General features: G+C 72.6%; 13 protein-coding genes. 9 read left to right on the forward strand and 4 right to left on the reverse strand.

All coding sequences use genetic code 11. The annotated features are described in order from the left end of the window. Positions 1-33 precede the first annotated feature (33 nt). Entirely contained in the window at positions 34-1110 is a 1077-nt protein-coding gene (mnmA, locus tag DPM19_RS24730; RefSeq protein ID WP_111870414.1) for a tRNA 2-thiouridine(34) synthase MnmA, read from the forward strand. On the opposite strand, the gene DPM19_RS24735 is transcribed toward mnmA, so the two are convergent. Next, complete coding sequence (locus tag DPM19_RS24735; protein ID WP_146778984.1) at positions 1107-2282, reverse strand: PP2C family protein-serine/threonine phosphatase; 1176 nt, start codon at positions 2280-2282, stop codon at positions 1107-1109. The genes mnmA and DPM19_RS24735 overlap by 4 nt on opposite strands. Positions 2283-2380: 98 nt before the next feature. Here DPM19_RS24735 and DPM19_RS24740 point away from each other — a divergent pair, with 98 nt between their 5' ends. After that, positions 2381-2848, forward strand: a complete 468-nt coding sequence (locus tag DPM19_RS24740; protein WP_158566882.1) for a MarR family winged helix-turn-helix transcriptional regulator — start codon at positions 2381-2383, stop codon at positions 2846-2848. Positions 2849-3062: 214 nt separating this feature from the next. Here DPM19_RS24740 and DPM19_RS24745 read toward each other — a convergent pair whose 3' ends face one another. Further along, a complete protein-coding gene (locus tag DPM19_RS24745; protein WP_111870417.1) occupies positions 3063-3617 on the reverse strand; it encodes a hypothetical protein in 555 nt (184 codons plus the stop codon). A 61-nt stretch (positions 3618-3678) separates the two neighbouring features. Here DPM19_RS24745 and DPM19_RS24750 point away from each other — a divergent pair, with 61 nt between their 5' ends. From DPM19_RS24750 to DPM19_RS24760, 3 genes are all read left to right on the forward strand, one after another. Further along, complete coding sequence (locus DPM19_RS24750; protein ID WP_233510720.1) at positions 3679-4689, forward strand: methionine synthase; 1011 nt, start codon at positions 3679-3681, stop codon at positions 4687-4689. 61 nt (positions 4690-4750) lie between these two features. Further along, positions 4751-6931: an NAD-dependent DNA ligase LigA gene (ligA, locus tag DPM19_RS24755; protein WP_111870419.1), complete on the forward strand. Its 2181-nt coding sequence runs from the start codon at positions 4751-4753 to the stop codon at positions 6929-6931. Positions 6932-7145: 214 nt separating this feature from the next. After that, on the forward strand, positions 7146-9200 hold the full coding sequence (locus DPM19_RS24760; RefSeq protein ID WP_111870420.1) for a putative bifunctional diguanylate cyclase/phosphodiesterase: 2055 nt from the start codon (positions 7146-7148) through the stop codon (positions 9198-9200). Here DPM19_RS24760 and DPM19_RS24765 read toward each other — a convergent pair. Then, positions 9194-9439 carry a DUF6458 family protein gene (locus DPM19_RS24765; RefSeq protein ID WP_111870421.1) on the reverse strand — a complete coding sequence of 82 codons (246 nt, stop codon included), beginning with the start codon at positions 9437-9439 and terminating at the stop codon, positions 9194-9196. The genes DPM19_RS24760 and DPM19_RS24765 overlap by 7 nt on opposite strands. 183 nt (positions 9440-9622) lie before the next feature. Here DPM19_RS24765 and gatC point away from each other — a divergent pair, with 183 nt between their 5' ends. Genes gatC through gatB form a run of 3 tightly spaced genes read left to right on the forward strand, consistent with a single transcriptional unit; the run spans position 9623 to position 12933 of the window. Continuing rightward, positions 9623-9922 carry an Asp-tRNA(Asn)/Glu-tRNA(Gln) amidotransferase subunit GatC gene (gene gatC, locus DPM19_RS24770; protein WP_111870422.1) on the forward strand — a complete coding sequence of 100 codons (300 nt, stop codon included), beginning with the start codon at positions 9623-9625 and terminating at the stop codon, positions 9920-9922. Next, positions 9922-11415: an Asp-tRNA(Asn)/Glu-tRNA(Gln) amidotransferase subunit GatA gene (gatA, locus tag DPM19_RS24775; RefSeq protein WP_111870423.1), complete on the forward strand. Its 1494-nt coding sequence runs from the start codon at positions 9922-9924 to the stop codon at positions 11413-11415. The genes gatC and gatA overlap by 1 nt, the downstream gene beginning before the upstream one ends. A 33-nt stretch (positions 11416-11448) precedes the next feature. Beyond that, positions 11449-12933, forward strand: a complete 1485-nt coding sequence (gatB, locus tag DPM19_RS24780) for an Asp-tRNA(Asn)/Glu-tRNA(Gln) amidotransferase subunit GatB (protein ID WP_111870424.1) — start codon at positions 11449-11451, stop codon at positions 12931-12933. A 56-nt stretch (positions 12934-12989) separates the two neighbouring features. On the opposite strand, the gene DPM19_RS24785 is transcribed toward gatB, so the two are convergent. Continuing rightward, on the reverse strand, positions 12990-14081 hold the full coding sequence (locus DPM19_RS24785; protein ID WP_111870425.1) for a PQQ-dependent sugar dehydrogenase: 1092 nt from the start codon (positions 14079-14081) through the stop codon (positions 12990-12992). Positions 14082-14387: 306 nt separating this feature from the next. Between DPM19_RS24785 and DPM19_RS24790 the strand changes: the two genes are divergently transcribed. Continuing rightward, on the forward strand, positions 14388-17138 hold the full coding sequence (locus DPM19_RS24790; protein ID WP_111870426.1) for a putative bifunctional diguanylate cyclase/phosphodiesterase: 2751 nt from the start codon (positions 14388-14390) through the stop codon (positions 17136-17138). Positions 17139-17281 lie beyond the last annotated feature (143 nt).

A 17281-nucleotide genomic window follows, 5' to 3' on the forward strand; every position in this document is an offset into this window, starting at 1 on the left:
CCGGCCTCCGGTTGCGCGTACCCTCGAAGGGTTATGACTTTGCGCGTACTCGCCGCCATGTCGGGCGGCGTCGATTCGGCGGTCGCGGCCGCCCGGGCGGCCGAGGCCGGCCACGACGTCACCGGTGTGCACCTGGCCCTCTCCCGCAACCCGCAGTCCTACCGCACCGGCGCCCGCGGCTGCTGCACGCTGGAGGACTCCCGCGACGCCCGCCGGGCCGCCGACGTGATCGGCATCCCGTTCTACGTGTGGGACCTGGCCGAGCGGTTCGACCGCGACGTGGTGCAGGACTTCGTGGCCGAGTACGCCGCCGGCCGCACCCCCAACCCGTGCCTGCGCTGCAACGAGAAGATCAAGTTCTCCGCGTTGCTCGACCGGGCCCGGGCGCTGGGCTTCGACGCGGTCTGCACCGGGCACTACGCCCGGCTGTCCGACGGGGTGCTGCGGCGCAGCGTCGACCCCGACAAGGACCAGTCCTACGTCCTGGCGGTATGCACGCCCGAGCAGCTCGCGCACGCCATGTTCCCGCTCGGCGACAGCACCAAGGCCGCGGTCCGGGCCGAGGCGGCGCGGCGCGGCCTGCAGGTCGCCGACAAGCCCGACAGCCACGACGTTTGCTTCATCGCCGACGGCGACACCCAGGCGTTCCTGGCCGAACGGCTGGGTTCGGCGCCCGGCCCGATCGTCGACACCGACGGCCAGGTCGTGGGCGAGCACCAGGGCGCGCACGGCTACACGGTCGGCCAGCGCAAGGGCCTGCGGATCGGCCGGCCGGCCCCCGACGGCCGGCCCCGGTACGTGCTTGACATCTCCCCGGTCACCAACACCGTCACGGTCGGCCCCCGCGAGGCGCTGGACGTGCGCGAGATCGTGGGGGAGCGGCCGGTGTGGCTGGCCCCACCGCCCGACGGCCCGCTGGAGTGCCGGGTGCAGCTGCGGGCGCACGGCGAGGTGTACGACTGCACCGCCGTGCTCGACGGCGCCGTGCTGCGGATCGACCTGCACGCCGCGGCCCGGGGTGTGGCGCCCGGGCAGGCGGCGGTCCTCTACGCGGGCGAGCGGGTGCTCGGCTCCGTCACCATCGCCGCCGCCGAGCGCGCCGCGGTCTAGGCCCCCGTCCAGTCCACGCAGATGGCGACGGCGTCGTCGGAGAGGTCGTCGCTGGCGTGGTAGGTGACCAGCTCGCGGATCAGCGAGCGCACCGTCTCGGCGGCCGACAGCCTGCGGGTGGCGCGCAGCACCCGGTCCAGCATCCGCTCGCCGAACCGCTCCCCGGCCGGTGAGGTGGCGGTGTTCAGCCCGTCGCTGATGGCGACCAGCCGGTCGCCGCGCCGCAGCCGGAACTCCTGGACGGCGTAGGCCGTCCCCGGGAACATGCCCAGCGGAAGCTGCTGGGCGAGCGTCATCCGCTCGGCGAGCACGCCCGGGCGGCGGTCGGCGTCCGCCGGGTAGTGCAGCAGCAGGGGTGAGCCGGCGTCCACCGCGCGCAGCACCCCGGAGCGCATGTCGATCTCCAGCAGCAGCGTCTCGGTGAACTCCTTGCCGCCGTACCGGGCGTGCACGGCGTCGTTGGCCTGGCCGGCCTGCTCGGACAGGTCGGCGCCGGACCGGCGGGCGTTGCGCAGCGCGCCGAGGGTGAGCGCGGTCAGCAGCGCGGCGGGCACGCCGTGGCCCATCCCGTTGGTCACCGTGACGGTGAGCAGGTCGCCGTCGGCGGACCAGTCGAAGCAGTCGCCGTTCACCGCGTAGGCGGGTTCGAGCCGGGCGGCGAGCGCGAACTCGTCCCGGGCGAACGAGGTGGGCGGCAGCAGGTCCCACTGGATCTCGGCGGCGACGGTCATCCGGCGGTGTCGCCGGGCCCTGGTGAAGTGGTCGGTCTCCCGGTCGGCGAGTTCCAGGGCCTCGGCGCAGACGCCGATCGCGGCGATCAGGTCGTCGATCGGCTGCGGGTCGGCGCCGGGCGGCAGCCGGAGTTCCACCACGCCCAGCCGGGAGCCGCGGGAGGTCAGCGGGAGTAGCAGCCGGTCGGGGCTGGGGCGCAGCGGCTCCTGTGCGGCGAAGACCCGGCCCTGGGCCGAGCCGTCCACCGGGACGGTGGCGGGTTTGGGCACCGGGGAGTCGACGGGACGCAGCGTGGTGTTCCGGTAGTCGGCGAGCAGCACTTCGACGCCGAGGACACCGAAGTGGGAGGTCAGGGCGGCGCGGAACTCCTCCACCAGACGGGTGGCCGGGACCTGGAAGAGCGCCGAGCGGATTTTCCACAATCGGTCATCATGAGACATGAATGGCGCCTTCCTCATGGGGGAGAGAGTCGTTCTTGCCGGGCGAGGAAGTCCGTGGCGCCGCTGCGCGAGTGTGCCATGGTGGGAGGGTGCCTGTGATGCGACATTCCCCGCGCCTGCCGCCGGACCTTCCGGCGGCGGTGGAGGCTTCCGCCGAAGCGCTCATTGTGCTCTGGGGGCGGGCCCAGGAGGCGCTGGGCACGCACGCCTCCGCGCCCCAGCTCAGAGTGCTGCTGATCGTGGCCCGGGCGGGGCCGCTCACCATCAATGGGCTGGCCGAGCACCTGGGTGCGATCCCGTCGTCGACCAGCAGGCTCTGCGACCGGTTGGAGGCCGCGGGGCTGCTGGTGCGCAGCACCGGGGAGCACGACCGGCGGGAGGTGTCGGTCTCGCTGACCACGGCCGGCGGCAACCTGCTCGCCGAGCTCGGCCGGCGCCGCCGGGACGACCTGGCGGCGATTCTGGCCCGGATGACCCCCACGTCGCAGGCCGCGCTGTTGGAGGGGTTGACGGCTTTCCGCGCGGCAGCGGAGGACGCCGGAGAGTACAACGAACTGCTCGCGTGACCGGGCCGAGTCACCGTCGCAAGCGCCGTCATCGGGATCGTCACCTTCTGTTACGCGGTCGTCCGCAGGTATTTGTCGTCGGGCAAACACTTTACCGCCGAATGATCGCCTCGTGTCCCGGTCGCGAACATCGGCGCACCTCTAGCGGGTACCCCAGGAGAAGCGTTTGGCCCGTTGCGGAGCGTGAAAGGCGACGTGCGGAGGAAGGGCCGGATCAGGTCGCGGCGAGCGCCTGCCGGGCGACCTCCATCAACCGGTCGGGCAGCCCTGCCTGCGGCACGTCCCGCCCGGTGAAGTCCAGCCCCACCGCGACCATGAGGTCGCCCTTGACCGTCACCAACTGCGGCTGCGGCTCGGCCCGCGCGTTGAAGACGGCGTCGTCCCCGACCCCGAACAGGGTCACCCGGTCGCCACCCGTCCCGCCCGCGATGCGCCAGAGGTCCTCGCCGGACTCAGGGTCCCGGCGGAGGGCGTACGAGACCGTCAGGACGGCGGGGATCCGTTCGGCGGAGAGCCGGGCCGTGCCCGTGAACGTGACGGTGAACACACTCTTCCCAGGCGCCCCCGCACAGCGGTCGGCCTTGCCGCGCAGCGCGGCGGTCACCACCTTCTGGTCGATCTTGGCGCACAGGTCGGGCGCCGGCGGGGTCCGCCGGGCGCCGGGTGTGACCGGCGCGGCACCGGGCGTGCCCGAAAAGCATCCCGCACTCGGGATGAGAACGCAGATCAGCGCGAGGAGCGAGCCGGTCGTCCGGTGCCAGGGACCCATGGGCGGTCACTTTAGGGCCGAAGCCCAGGCAGGAGCCATACCCGCCGGTAGGCTGCCGGTCGTGACAGAGCGCGTGAGCCACCCCTGGCCGACCGGCACCGCGACCGGGCTGGGCTCCCATCCCGGCGGAGACCCGACGGAGGCGCAGCGCGTGGTGCTGGGGGAACTGCCCGAACTGCCGTACCTGCCCGAGCTTCCCGGCCGCGGCCCCGGCGCCGACATGATCGGCCGCACCGCCGGCCTGCTGGTCGAGCTGCCGGTGGAACTCCAGCCCTCCGGCTGGCGGTTCGCCGACCGGCCGGGCCGGGACGCCCGCCGCACCCGCGACCACCTCGCCCGCGACCTCGACACACTGGAGGAACTGGCGGCCGGATACGAAGGGCCGTTCAAGATCCAGGTGGCCGGGCCGTGGACCCTGGCCGCGGCGGTCGAACTGCGGCACGGCGACCGGACCCTCAAGGACCCCGGCGCGGTACGCGACCTGATCGACTCACTGGCGGAGGGCACGGCGCGGCACGTCGCCGAGGTGCGCAAGCGGGTGCCCGGCGCGCAGGTCCTGCTCCAGGTTGACGAGCCGGGGCTGCCCGCGGCGCTGGCCGGGACGGTGCCCACCGCCAGCGGATTCGCCCGGCTGCCCGCCGTCGAGGCGCCGGTCGCCGAGGACGGGCTGCGCCGGATGCTGGCCGCGACGGACGCCTGGCCGCTGGTGCACTGCTGTGCCCCACGGGTCCCGTACGCGCTGCTCCGGCGGGCCGGGGCCAAGGCGATCGCGATCGACCTGAGCCTGGTGCCCCGGCGCGAGGACGACGAGATCGGCGAGACCATCGACGCCGGGATCGGGCTGCTGCTGGGCGCGGTGCCGGCGACCGACACCGCGCTCCCCCCGCTCGCCGCCACCGCGGCCCCGATCCGCGCGCTGTGGCGGCGGCTCGGCTTCCCGGCCGCGCGGCTGGCCGAGCAGGTGGTGGTCACCCCCGCCTGCGGGCTGGCCGGGGCGTCCCCCGGGTACGCGCGCGCGGCCCTGGGGCGCTGCCGCGAGGTCGCCCGGATGCTCCACGAATCCCCGGACTGATGGCCTCTCACCAGGCGCGGCGTGCCGCGAAACTGTCGGTGGGGCGCGCGAAAATGACGTCATGAGTCTGAGTGCGGGCGTTCCCGGGGTACCCGATGCGGCGGTGAAGCGGCATGCCGAGCTGAGCCGGGAGATCGACGAGGCCAACTACCGGTACTACGTTCTCGACGCGCCGACCCTGAGCGACGCCGACTACGACCGGATGATGCGCGAGCTGCACGAACTGGAGGAGCGCCACCCCGAGCTGGTGACGCCCGACTCCCCGACCCAGCGGGTCGGTGCCCCGATCACCACCGACTTCGCCACCGTCGAGCACCTGGAACGGATGCAGAGCCTCGACAACGCGATGAACGAGGACGAGCTGCTGGGCTGGGCCGACCGGCTGGTCCGGGAGGGCGTGGCGGACGCCCGGCTGATCTGCGAACCGAAGATCGACGGCCTGGCCGTGGCACTGCTGTACGAGCAGGGGCGGCTGGTCCGCGGTGCCACCCGCGGCGACGGCCGTACCGGCGAGGACATCACCAACAACCTGCGCACCATCGCGGTCGTGCCCACCGAGCTCACCGGCGAGGGCGTCCCCGACCTGCTGGAGGTGCGGGGCGAGGTCTACCTGTCCGTGGAGGCGTTCCAGCGGCTCAACGCCAGCCTGGTCGAGGGCCGCAGCGAGCCGTTCGCCAACCCGCGCAACGCGGCGGCGGGGTCGCTGCGGCAGAAGGACCCGAGGGTCACCGCACAGCGCCCGCTGAGCATGATCGTGCACGGCTTCGGCGCCTGGCGGGGCGGCGCCCGGCCCGAGACCCAGGCCGAGGCGTACGAGCTGATGGGCGGCTGGGGGCTGCCGGTCGGCGACCTCTACCGGGCGGTCGACGACATCGCGGCGGCGCGCGAGTACATCGCCTACTACGGCGAGCACCGGCACGACCCCGAGTACGAGATCGACGGCGTGGTGATCAAGGTTGACCAGCTCGCGCTGCAGCGCCGGCTCGGCTCCACCAGCCGGGCGCCACGCTGGGCGATCGCCTTCAAGTACCCGCCCGAAGAGGTCAACACCAGGCTCCTCGACATCAAGGTCGGAGTCGGCCGCACCGGGCGGATCACCCCGTACGGCGTGATGGAGCCGGTCACGGTGGCCGGGTCCACGGTCGCCTACGCGACGCTGCACAACGCCGGAGAGGTCCGGCGCAAGGGCGTGCTGATCGGCGACACCGTCGTGCTGCGCAAGGCCGGCGACGTGATCCCCGAGATCGTCGCGCCGGTTCCCGCGATGCGCGACGGCTCCGAGCGCGCGTTCGAGATGCCGGCGACCTGCCCCGAGTGCGGCACCGCACTGGCGTACGAGAAGGAGGGCGACGCCGACATCCGGTGCCCCAACGCCCGGCTGTGCCCGGGCCAGCTGCGCGAGCGGCTCTTCTTCGTGGCCGGCCGGAACGCGCTCGATATCGAGGCGCTCGGGTACGTCGGCGCGACCGCGCTGACCCAGCCGCTCGAACCCGCCGAGCCGCCGGTGCGCAACGAGGGCGACCTGTTCCACCTCACGGTCGGGCAACTGCTGCCGATCAAGAGCCAGGTGCGCGAGATGCGCACCGGCATGCCGAAGATCGACGAGAAGACCGGCGAGCCGAAGGTCGTCACGTTCTTCGCCAACAAGGAGGGCGAGCCGAAGAAGACGGTCGAGAAGCTCTTCGAGGAGCTGGAGAAGGCCAAGCAGCAGCCGCTGTGGCGGGTGCTGGTGGCCCTGTCGATCCGGCACGTCGGGCCCCGGGCGGCCCAGGAGCTGGCCCGTGAACTGCGCTCGATGGACGCCATCATGAACGCTACCGAGGAGGAACTGGCCGCCGTCAGCGGGGTGGGCCCGACCATCGCGGCCTCGATCAGATCCTGGTTCGAGGTCGACTGGCACCTGGAGATCATCCAGAAGTGGCGGGACGCCGGGGTCCGGATGGCGGAGGAGGGGGCCGACACCGGGCCGCGCCCGCTCGACGGAGTCAGCGTGGTCATCACCGGGTCGCTGGAGGGCTACAGCCGTGACTCGGCCACCGAGGCGGTGCAGGAGCTCGGCGGCAGGGTCAGCGGTGCGGTCTCCAAGAAGACGAGTTTCCTGGTGGCGGGGGACAGCCCCGGATCCAAGTACGACAAGGCGGTCAAGCTCGGGGTGCCGGTCCTCGACGAGGACGGTTTCCGAATTCTGCTGTCCAAAGGTCCGGATGCGGCCAAGGCCGCAATCCCCGTTCCGGAGGAATGACCGCCCGCGCCCACGGCGTACTCGACCAGCGGGAAATTACCGAGGGGTATTATTTCATTACCCACCGGTGGTCGGTGGCGGAGAACTGGTGTAACGCAACGTGCGCAACTGGTTCCGCGAAGTTGAGGAAAGGCCGTACTCTCCTCTTCATCGAATCAATCGTCCCTCCTGCCCCTGACCACGAGAACGCAGCCGGAACCCCCCGAGGATCCAGATGAAGGACCCGAACAACACGCGGGACACCATGCCGCGGCGGGGATCGCCGTTGTGGATCTACCTGGTCGGTGTCATCGCCGTCGGCGCCGCCGCCCTGGCCTACGCGCTCGGCGGGCTGACGGGCCCGGAGGTCGACGCGCTGGTCGGCAACCCGGTGTTCTGGACCCTGGGCTGTTTCATCGTGTTCGGTGAGCTCCGGCCGATCATCACCCCCGGTCTGACCGAGAACAACGGCGCCAAGACCTCCACCACCTTCGCGTTTGCCGCGCTGCTGTACGCCGGGCTGCCGGTCGCGGCCCTGCTCCAGGCCTTCGCGGTGGTGATCTGCGGGGTGTTCCGCCGCCGGGCCGTGCACCGCACCGCGTTCAACGTCGCGCAGTTCACCCTGAGCCTGGGTGCCGCGGCGGTGGTGCTGGCCCTGTTCGGCATCGACCCCGGGCCGGCGCCGTCCGGGCTGTGGGTGCCCGAGGGCGGCGACCTGCCGGTGGTGGCGCTGGCGGGGGCGGTCTACTTCCTCGGCAACGACATCCTGGTCTGCTCGGCGGTCGCACTGCACGAGCGGGTCTCGTTGCTGCGCGCGCTGCGGGGCGACCTGGGCTACCAGGTCCTGGTCCACCTGGCGCTGCTGGGCCTGGCGCCGCTGGTGGTCGTGGCGATGCACCGCTCGGCCGCCTTCATGCCGCTGATGGTGCTGCCGTTCATCGCGGTCTACCTCAACGCCTCGGCCTCCGTCCGCAGGGAGCACCAGGCCCTGCACGACGGGCTGACCGGCCTGCCCAACCGCAAGCTGCTCATCGGCCGCACCGAGGAGGCGCTGGCCGACGCCGCGCGCCGGGCGGCCCGGGTGGGGCTGTTCCTGATGGATCTCGACCGGTTCAAGGAGGTCAACGACACCCTCGGGCACGCCACCGGCGACCGGCTGCTGCAACTGGTGGCGCACCGGCTCACGCACAGCGTGCGCCCCGGCGACCTGGTGGCCCGGCTGGGCGGCGACGAGTTCGCCGTGCTGCTGCCGTCGGTGCGTGACGCGCAGGCGGCCCGCGAGGTGGCGGCCCGGCTGCGCGCCGCGCTCAGCGAGCCCGTCCGGTTCGACGGCATGACCTTCGACATCGAGGCCAGCGTCGGCATCGCGCTGTACCCCGATGACGCCTCCGACTTCGAACTGCTGCTGCAGCGGGCGGACGTGGCGATGTACGTCGCCAAGGAGAACCGGTCCGGGGTCGAGCTCTACTCGCCGGCCAAGGACCGCAACTCGCCGGCCCGGCTCGGGATGCTCGGCGACCTGCGCCGGGCCGTCGACCGCGACGAGCTGGAACTGCTCTTCCAGCCCAAGATCGGGCTGGGGCACGGCGAGGTGGTGGGCCTGGAGGCGCTGCTGCGCTGGCACCACCCCACCCGGGGTCTGATCGGCCCCGAGGAGTTCCTGCCGGTGGCCGAGCAGACCTACCTGATGCGGGCGATCACCCAGTACGTGGTCGACTCGGCGCTGGCGCAGGCCGCCCGGTGGTGGCGCGCCGGCCTCACCGTCCAGGTGGGGATCAACGCCTCGGGCCGCGACCTGCTCGACACCGGGCTGAGCGAGACCATCGAGGCCGGGCTGAGCCGGCACGACCTGCCGGCCCGCGCGCTCCAACTGGAGATCACCGAGCGCGTCCTGATGAACAAGCCGGCCTACGCCGGTGACACCGTGGTGGCGCTCGCCGACCTGGGCATCCCGCTCAGCCTCGACGACTTCGGCACCGGGTACTCCTCGCTGGTCCGGCTGAAACGGCTGCCGGTGGAAGAGATCAAGATTGATGCCTCGTTCGTCCGCCGGCTGACCGACTCGGCCGAGGACGCGGTGATCATCCAGTCCATCATCGACCTGGTGCGCACCCTCGGCCTGCGCTCGGTGGCCGAGGGCGTCGAGGACGCGCAGACGGCCCGGGCACTGCACGAGATGGGCTGCGACGCGGCCCAGGGCTGGCACTTCGGCCGGCCCATGGACGCCGCCGCGGCCACCGCGTGGTTGCGCCGCAGGATGGAGCGGGCCCCGGCCCCCGCCGCTCAGTAGCGGGGACGGCGGTCCTCGTAGGTCACTTCCTCCTCGTAGTGCGCCGGGCGCGCGGGGCGCACCACCGTACGGCGGCGCGTGCTCGCCAGCCGGGCGACACCGAAGACCAGACCGACCAGTCCGCCGATCATCAGGATGACGCCGACCACCTCGATGTCGAGGCCACTGATCGAGAACTCGACCGCGTAGGCCAGGATCGCCCCGATGATGATCAGCGCGAGGCTGCCTCCAATGGTCACGGCCGTCTCCTCTCTCGTCGGTTGAAAACGTAGGGAGGAGGGTTCCCGGTGAGCGGGCCGCAAACAAAGAACTGGCAAAGCGCCCGGCCCGCGCCCCCGGCCACCGGTGAAAACGAGTCAGGGGAAGGTGCGGAGCACCCATAGGATGGCGGGGACTCCATCGCTCGCAGAAACGGTTCCGACATGTCCGCCATCACCCGCGACGAGGTGGCACACCTCGCCCGGCTCTCCCGGCTGGCGCTCGGCGAGGACGAGCTCGACCACCTCGCGGCCCAGCTCGATGTGATCATCTCCGCGGTCGCGCGGGTGCAGGAGGTCACGGCGGAGGACATCCCGCCGACCTCGCACGCGCTGCCGCTGACTAACGTCTACCGGCCCGACGAGGTGCGCCCGTCGCTGTCCCCGGAGGAGGCGCTGGCGGGCGCGCCCGCCGCCGAGGACCAGCGTTTCCGCGTCCCGCGGATCCTCGGAGAGGAGGCCTGATGACCGAGCTGACCAGGCGCACCGCGGCCGAGTTGGCCGCCCTGATGGCCGCGGGCGAGACCTCCGCGGTCGAGGTCGCCCAGGCCCACCTCGACCGGATCGCCGCCGTCGACGGCCGGATCGAGGCGTTCCTGCACACGGACCCCGAGGGGGTGCTGGAGCAGGCCCGCGCGGTGGACGCCCGGCGCGCGGCGGGCGAGGAACTCGGCCCGCTGGCCGGGGTGCCGATCGCGCACAAGGACGTCTTCACCACCCGGGACATGCCGACCACCGCCGGGTCCAAGATCCTCGAAGGCTGGCGGCCCCCCTACGACGCGACCGTGACCGCCCGGCTGCGCGCGGCCGGGCTGGTGATCCTCGGCAAGACCAACCTGGACGAGTTCGCGATGGGCTCCTCCACCGAGAACAGCGCGTACGGCCCCACCCGCAACCCGTGGGACACGTCCCGGATCCCGGGCGGCTCGTCGGGCGGCTCGTCGGCCGCGGTCGCCGCGTACGAGGCGCCGCTGGCCACCGGCACCGACACCGGCGGCTCCATCCGCCAGCCCGCCTCGGTCACCGGCATCGTCGGCGCCAAGCCCACCTACGGCGGTTCGTCGCGGTACGGCCTGATCGCTTTCGCCTCCTCGCTCGACACGCCGGGCCCGTTCGCCCGGACCGTGCTCGACGCCGCGCTGCTGCACGAGGCGTTCTCCGGCCACGACCCGATGGACGCCACGTCCATCGACCGGCCGGTGCCGCCCGTCGTCGAGGCCGCCCGCCGCGCCGAGATCGCCGGCCTGCGGGTCGGCGTGGTCCGGGAGTTCGCCGGCGACGGCTATCAGGCCGGGGTGACGGCCCGGTTCGACGAGGCCGTGGAACTGCTGGAGTCGCTGGGCGCCAAGGTCGTCGAGGTGTCCTGCCCGCACTTCGAGTACGCGCTGCCCGCGTACTACCTGATCGCGCCGTCGGAGTGCTCGTCCAACCTGGCCCGCTTCGACGCCATGCGGTACGGCCTGCGGATCGGCGACGACGGCTCCCGCTCGGCCGAGGAGGTCATGGCGCTGACCCGGGCCGAGGGCTTCGGCCCCGAGGTCAAGCGGCGCATCATGCTCGGCACCTACGCCCTGTCGTCGGGGTACTACGACGCCTACTACGGCAAGGCGCAGCAGGTCCGCACGCTGATCACGCGTGACTTCGAGGCGGCGTTCGAGCAGGTCGACGTGCTGGTGTCGCCGACCACGCCGACCACCGCCTTCCCGATCGGCGAGCGCGCCGACGACCCGATGGCCATGTACCTCGCCGACCTGTGCACCATCCCGTCCAACCTGGCCGGCAACGCGGCCATTTCGGTGCCGTGCGGCCTGGCCGATGAGGACGGCCTCCCGGTCGGCCTCCAGATCATGGCCCCGCCGCTGGCCGACGACCGCGTCTACCGCGTCGCCGCCGCCGTCGAGCGGGCCCTGGAGTCCCGCTGGAACGGCCCGCTGCTGGCCAAGGCCCCCGAGCTGTAAGGGATTGGGATACCTGTGACTGTCGAGACGCCGATGGGCTACGACGAGGCGCTGGCGCGGTACGAGCCGGTGCTGGGGCTGGAGACGCACATCGAGCTGGGCACCGCCTCGAAGATGTTCTGCGGGTGCCCGACCGCGTTCGGGGCTCCGCCGAACACCCAGGTGTGCCCGGTCTGCCTGGGGCTGCCCGGGTCGCTGCCGGTGACCAACCGGGCGGCGATCGAGGGGATCATCCGGATCGGGCTGGCGCTGAACTGCTCGGTCGTGGAGTGGTGCAGGTTCGCCCGGAAGAACTACTTCTATCCGGATATGCCGAAGAACTACCAGATCTCGCAGTACGACGAGCCGATCTGCATCGACGGTCACCTCGACGTCGAGGTGGACGGCGAGACGTACCGGATCGAGATCGAGCGGGTCCACATGGAGGAGGACACCGGCAAGTCGCTGCACGTCGGCGGCGCCACCGGCCGCATCCACGGGGCCGACCACTCGCTGGTCGACTACAACCGGGCGGGCATCCCGCTGGTCGAGATCGTCACCAAGCCGATCACCGCCACCGGTGACCGGGCCCCGCTGGTGGCCCGGGCGTACGTCACCGAGCTGCGCGCGCTGATCCGGACGCTGGGGGTCTCCGACGTCCGCATGGAGGAGGGTTCCCTGCGCGCCGACGTCAACGTGTCGCTGATGCCGCGGGGCGCCACCGAGTGGGGCACCCGTACCGAGACCAAGAACGTGAACTCGCTGCGGTCGGTCGAGCGGGCGGTGCGCAGCGAGATCGAGCGGCAGGGCGGGGTGCTCGCCGCCGGCGGGCGCGTGGTGCAGGAGACCCGGCACTTCCACGAGGACACCGGGCGCAGCACCAGCGGGCGCAGCAAGGAAGAGGCACAGGACTACCGCTACTTCCCCGAGCCCGACCTGGTGCCGATGGCGCCGCCCCGCGCGTGGGTGGAGGAGCTGCGGGCCACGCTGCCCGAGCTGCCGGCCGCCCGCCGCCGGCGGGTGCAGCGCGAGTGGGGGCTCAGCGACCTGGAGCTGCGGGACGTCGTGAACGCCGGGGCGGTCGACCTGATCGAGGAGACCGTCGCGGCCGGCGCCGAGCCGGCGGCGGCCCGCAAGTGGTGGATGAACGAGCTGTCCCGCCGGGCCACCGAGCAGGGCGTCGAGCTGGCCGAACTGCCGATCACCGCCGGGCAGGTCGCCCGGATCCAGGAGCTGATCACCGCCGGCGAACTCAACGACAAGCTCGCCCGGCAGGTCTTCGAGGGCGTGCTGGCCGGGGAGGGCGGCCCGGACGAGGTCGTCGCCGCCCGCGGCCTCAAGGTCGTCAGCGACGACGGCGAGCTCGCCTCGATCGTCGACAAGGTGATCGCCGACAACGCCGACGCGGCCGACAAGGTGCGCAGCGGCAAGGTCGCAGCGGCCGGTGCCCTGGTCGGCGCCGTCATGAAGGCCACCCGTGGCCAGGCCGACGCCGCCCGCGCCCGCGAACTCATCCTGGACCGCCTCGGCGCTTCCTGACCCGCCGCTCGCCCTGTCCGGGTGATCCCGAAGGATCACCCGCGGGGTGCGGCGGGTCAGTGTGGCGGGATGACGAGGATGCGGTCGTCGTCCGCGGTGGGGTCGCCGCGGCCGTCCTTGTTGCTGGTGGTGACCCAGAGGGAACCGTCGGGGGCGGGGACGACCGCGCGGAGCCGGCCGTACTGGTCCTCCAGGCGTGCCACCGACCGGCCGACCCGGCCGTCGGCGCCGACGGGCACCTGCCAGAGCCGGCGGCCGCGCAGGCCGGCGGCCCACAGCGACCCGGAGGTGTAGGCGAGCCCGGACGGCGACGCCTCGTCGGTCGTCCAGGTCAGCAGCGGGTCGGTGAAGCGGTCGTCGCCGCCGGAGCCCTCGACCTCGGGCCAGCCGTAGTTCGCGCCCTTGGTGATCTGGTTGATCTCGTCGAGGCGGTCCTGGCCGAACTCGGTGGCGTACAGCCGGCCGCGTTCGTCCCAAGCCAGGCCTTGGACGTTGCGGTGGCCGTAGCTCCAGATCCGGGTGCCGAACGGGTTGCCGGGGGCGGGGCGGCCCTCGGCCGTGACCCGGAGGATCTTGCCGCCGAGCGAGTCGCGGTCCTGGGCGAGCCGGACGTCCCCCACCTCTCCGGTGGCGATGTAGAGCATTTTGTCGGGCCCGAACGCCAGCCGGCCACCGTTGTGGTTGCCCCCCTTGGGGATGCCGGTGACGATCGGGGTCGCGTTCTCCAGCCCGCCGTCGGTGTGCCGGAACCGGACGACCCGGTTGTCCGAGGCGGCGGTGAAGTAGAGGTAGACGTATCTGTCCTGCGGGTACGAGGGCGAGATCGCCACCCCCATCAGCCCGCCCTCACCGCCGGGCTCGACCCCAGGGACCCGGCCGACCGGGGTGACCCGCCCGCCCTGTGTCACCCGCAGCAGACGGGCGCTGTCACGCTCGGTGACGAGCGCGTCGCCGTCGGGGAGGAACGCCACGGCCCACGGCACGGCCAGCCCGGTGGCCAGTACCCGGACCTGGGGAAGCCGCTGACCAGGGGAGGACGTCGAGGGCAGCGGGGGCGGAGTGGTCGGACCACCGGTCGGGGGACTGTCGGAGCAACCGGCCAGGAGCAGCACGGCCGCGGTCGCGGTGAGCAACGAACGCCGTCTCATACCGCTCACCCTCGCATATCCATGGAACCGGGTTCGGTGATCTCAAGATCGTGATATTTCCCCACCAAGGCGACGAAACCCCGGGCCCGATCACGCCACGTGGCCGGGAGGACGCTGAGCCTCAATCGGTCCGTGACCTACGGAACGTACATTGAGCAGCACGGTGATCCCACCACCGGACCGTCATCGACGCCGCACCACGTCCCGTCCAGGGACGGGTGAGCCCCGCGGCAGAGCCGCCGATCGGGCATGATTCCTCACCCACAAGGCGTTGTGCGGGCGAGTGAACAGGAGCGCGCAGTTCAGATGAGCGACGAGACCACCAGACGGTTGCCGCTCCGGGCGGTGCCGATCGGCGTGGCCGCGCTCGCGGGCGTGCTCTACGCGGTGGCCTCGCTGTCCGGCTGGGGCGGCCGTTCGTTCACGGCCTGGGCCGAGGTGGTGGCCGCCGCGTCCGCGGCGGGTTCGTTCTTCTACGCGGCCCGCCGCCCGCCGGGAGGCGCGGTCGGCGGCGTCTGGCGCGACTCGTGGCGCTGGTTCGGCGTCTCCGCGCTGTGCTGGTGCGCGGGCGCGGCCGTCAACGCCGTCTCGGCCATCGTGCTGAGTCGGGCCGCGGTGGCGCTGTCCCTGGCCGACCTGTTCTACCTGGCCGGCATGATCGCGCTGGCCACCGGCTTCGTGGTGCCGGTCCGGCCGCCCCGCGAGGCGCGGACCTGGCTGCGGTACGTCGCCGACACCTACGTCCTGGTGTGCGCGCTGTTCGTGCTCGGCTGGGTCACCCAGTTCGGGCGCCTCTACGGCCTCTCGGCGGAGTCGCCCTCGGAGTTCCTGCTCGAACTGCTGTACCCGCTGATCGACACGGTGCTGGTCTGCGCGGCGCTGTCCTTCGTGCTGGGTGCGGCCCGCGGGCTGCGCCGCGGCAGCGGGCTGGCCTACCTCGCACTGCTCGCCTTCGCGACGGCCGACATCATCACCACCGTGCAGCGGCTGGGCGGCGGGCTACCGGCCGACGACCCCGGCGACATCGCCCGGGTCGGCGGGCTGCTGCTGCTCGGGCTGGTGCCCTGGGCGGGCTCGGCCAAGCCCCGGCCGGGGGGCGACGACGAGCGGGGCCGGGTGGTCGGCCCGGGCATCATCACGGCCGCCGGCGCCGCCGCGGCGGCGATCTTCATCGCGGGTCGCTCGCTGACCGACGCGAACGGGCTCGAACCGGTGGTGCCGATCGTGGCGGCCTCGGCCGCGCTGGTCCTGCTGACCCGGCTGGTCGACGTGCTGGCCGAGAACGAACGGCTGCGCCGCGCCGCCGACCGCGGCGAGGCGCATTTCCGCACGCTCGCCGAGAACATCAACGACGTGGTGTTGATCTTCGACGCGGACGGCATCGTGCAGTACGCCAGCGCGGGCGCCCAGCGGACCTACAGCATGGCCCCCGACTTCCTGCTGGGCCGTCCGATCCAGGAGATCATCCACCCCGAGGACCTGCCGGGGGTGCAGAGCGCCTTCCGCGCGTTCATCCGCGGCGACGAGCCGGTGCTCCGGGTGGCCTGCCGGGTTCGGGGGACCGACGGCACCTGGCTGCCGACCGAGTCCACCATCACCCGGTACGCCCGCGGGCCCGAGGGCGAGGAGCGGTTGCTGGTCACCACCCGCGACCGCAGCGAGCAGGTGGCGCTGCAACGGCAGGTCGCCCACCTGACCTTCCACGACGGGCTGACCGGGCTGCCCAACCGGGCCTACTTCGAGGAGCGCACCCGGGAACTGCTGTCGCGGCGGCAGGAGGAGGCCGGGATCGCGGTGGTCTTCGTCGACCTCGACGGGTTCACCGCCGTCAACGACTCCGCCGGGCACGCGGCCGGCGACCAGGTGCTGGCCCAGGCCGCGCGGCGGCTGCGCGCGACCGTCCAGGCCGACGACACGGTGGCGCGCTGGGGCGGCGACGAGTTCGCCGTGCTGGTGCAGTACCCCCGCGACCCGCACGGGGCCGAGACGCAGCCGGTGGTGGAACTGGCCGAGCGGCTGCTGCGGGTGCTCTCGGAGGAGCCGTACCGGGTGGGCACCAGCGGGATCGCGCTGTCGGCCTCGCTCGGCATCGCCTTCGCGGCCGGCGGCTGCCCGGAGGACGACGCCGACCCTCCCGCCAAGGCGGGTGCTGAGCTGATCCGCAACGGCGACCTGGCGATGGCCCGGGCCAAGGAACTGGGCGGCAGCCGGGTCGAGGTGTTCGCCGCGCACATGCACACCGATGTCGTGCAGCGGCTCGAACTGGGCAGCGAGCTGCGCCGGGCGCTGTCGGAGCGGCAGTTCACGGTGGAGTTCCAGCCGGTCGTCGAGCTGGCCACCTCCCGGGTCACCGGGGTGGAGGCCCTGCTGCGCTGGTGGCGCGGCAGCGTGGCGGTGCAGCCGCGGGAGTTCATCGGCCCGGCTGAGGAGTCGGGGCTGATGATCCCGCTGGGCGACTGGGCGCTGCGCGAGGCGTGCCGGGAGGTGGCGCGCTGGCGACAGGAGTCCTGGGAGGTCGGGCTGTCGGTCAACTTCACCGCCCGGCAGATCGCGGCCCCCCGCTTTGTCGAGTCGGTGGCCGAGGCGCTGGAGGAGACCGGCTTCCCGCCGCACGCCCTCACCTTGGAGGTGAAGGAGGAGGTCCTGGTCGAGGACGGCGGGCAGAACGTCGAGCGGCTGTCGGCCCTGCGCGAGCTGGGGGTGCGGCTGGCCATCGACGACTTCGGCACCGGTTACGCCTCGCTGGCCTACCTCGGGCAGCTCCCGGTGGACGTGATCAAGATCGACCCGTCGTTCGTGGCCGGCCTCGGCCGGGACGAGACCCTGACCCTGCTCACCCGGACGATCGTGCGGCTCGGCAGCGACCTCGGCCTGACCGTGGTGGCCGAGGGCATCGAGCGGCCCGAGCAACTGGAACTGCTCCGCGAGATGGGCTGCCCGCGCGGCCAGGGCTTCCTGGTGGCCCGTCCGATGGCCGCCGGCCGGGCCGAGTCGCTGGTCCGGACGGGCCTGCAGGGCGGCGCGGGGATCCCGTTGCAGGGCGTGGTTCTCGGATGATGAGACAAACCGTCCACGGATTTGACCGGTGGCCGGAAGTCGGCCACTGTGGACGCGTGCAGAGCAGTCCCATGATCCTTGTAGTACTCGGCAGGCGCGCGGCCTGACCCGAGCAGTCGGCTTGCGCGCTCCCCTCGATCGCC

This window comes from Actinomadura craniellae (assembly GCF_003289645.1).
Lineage (GTDB): Bacteria > Actinomycetota > Actinomycetes > Streptosporangiales > Streptosporangiaceae > Actinomadura_D > Actinomadura_D craniellae.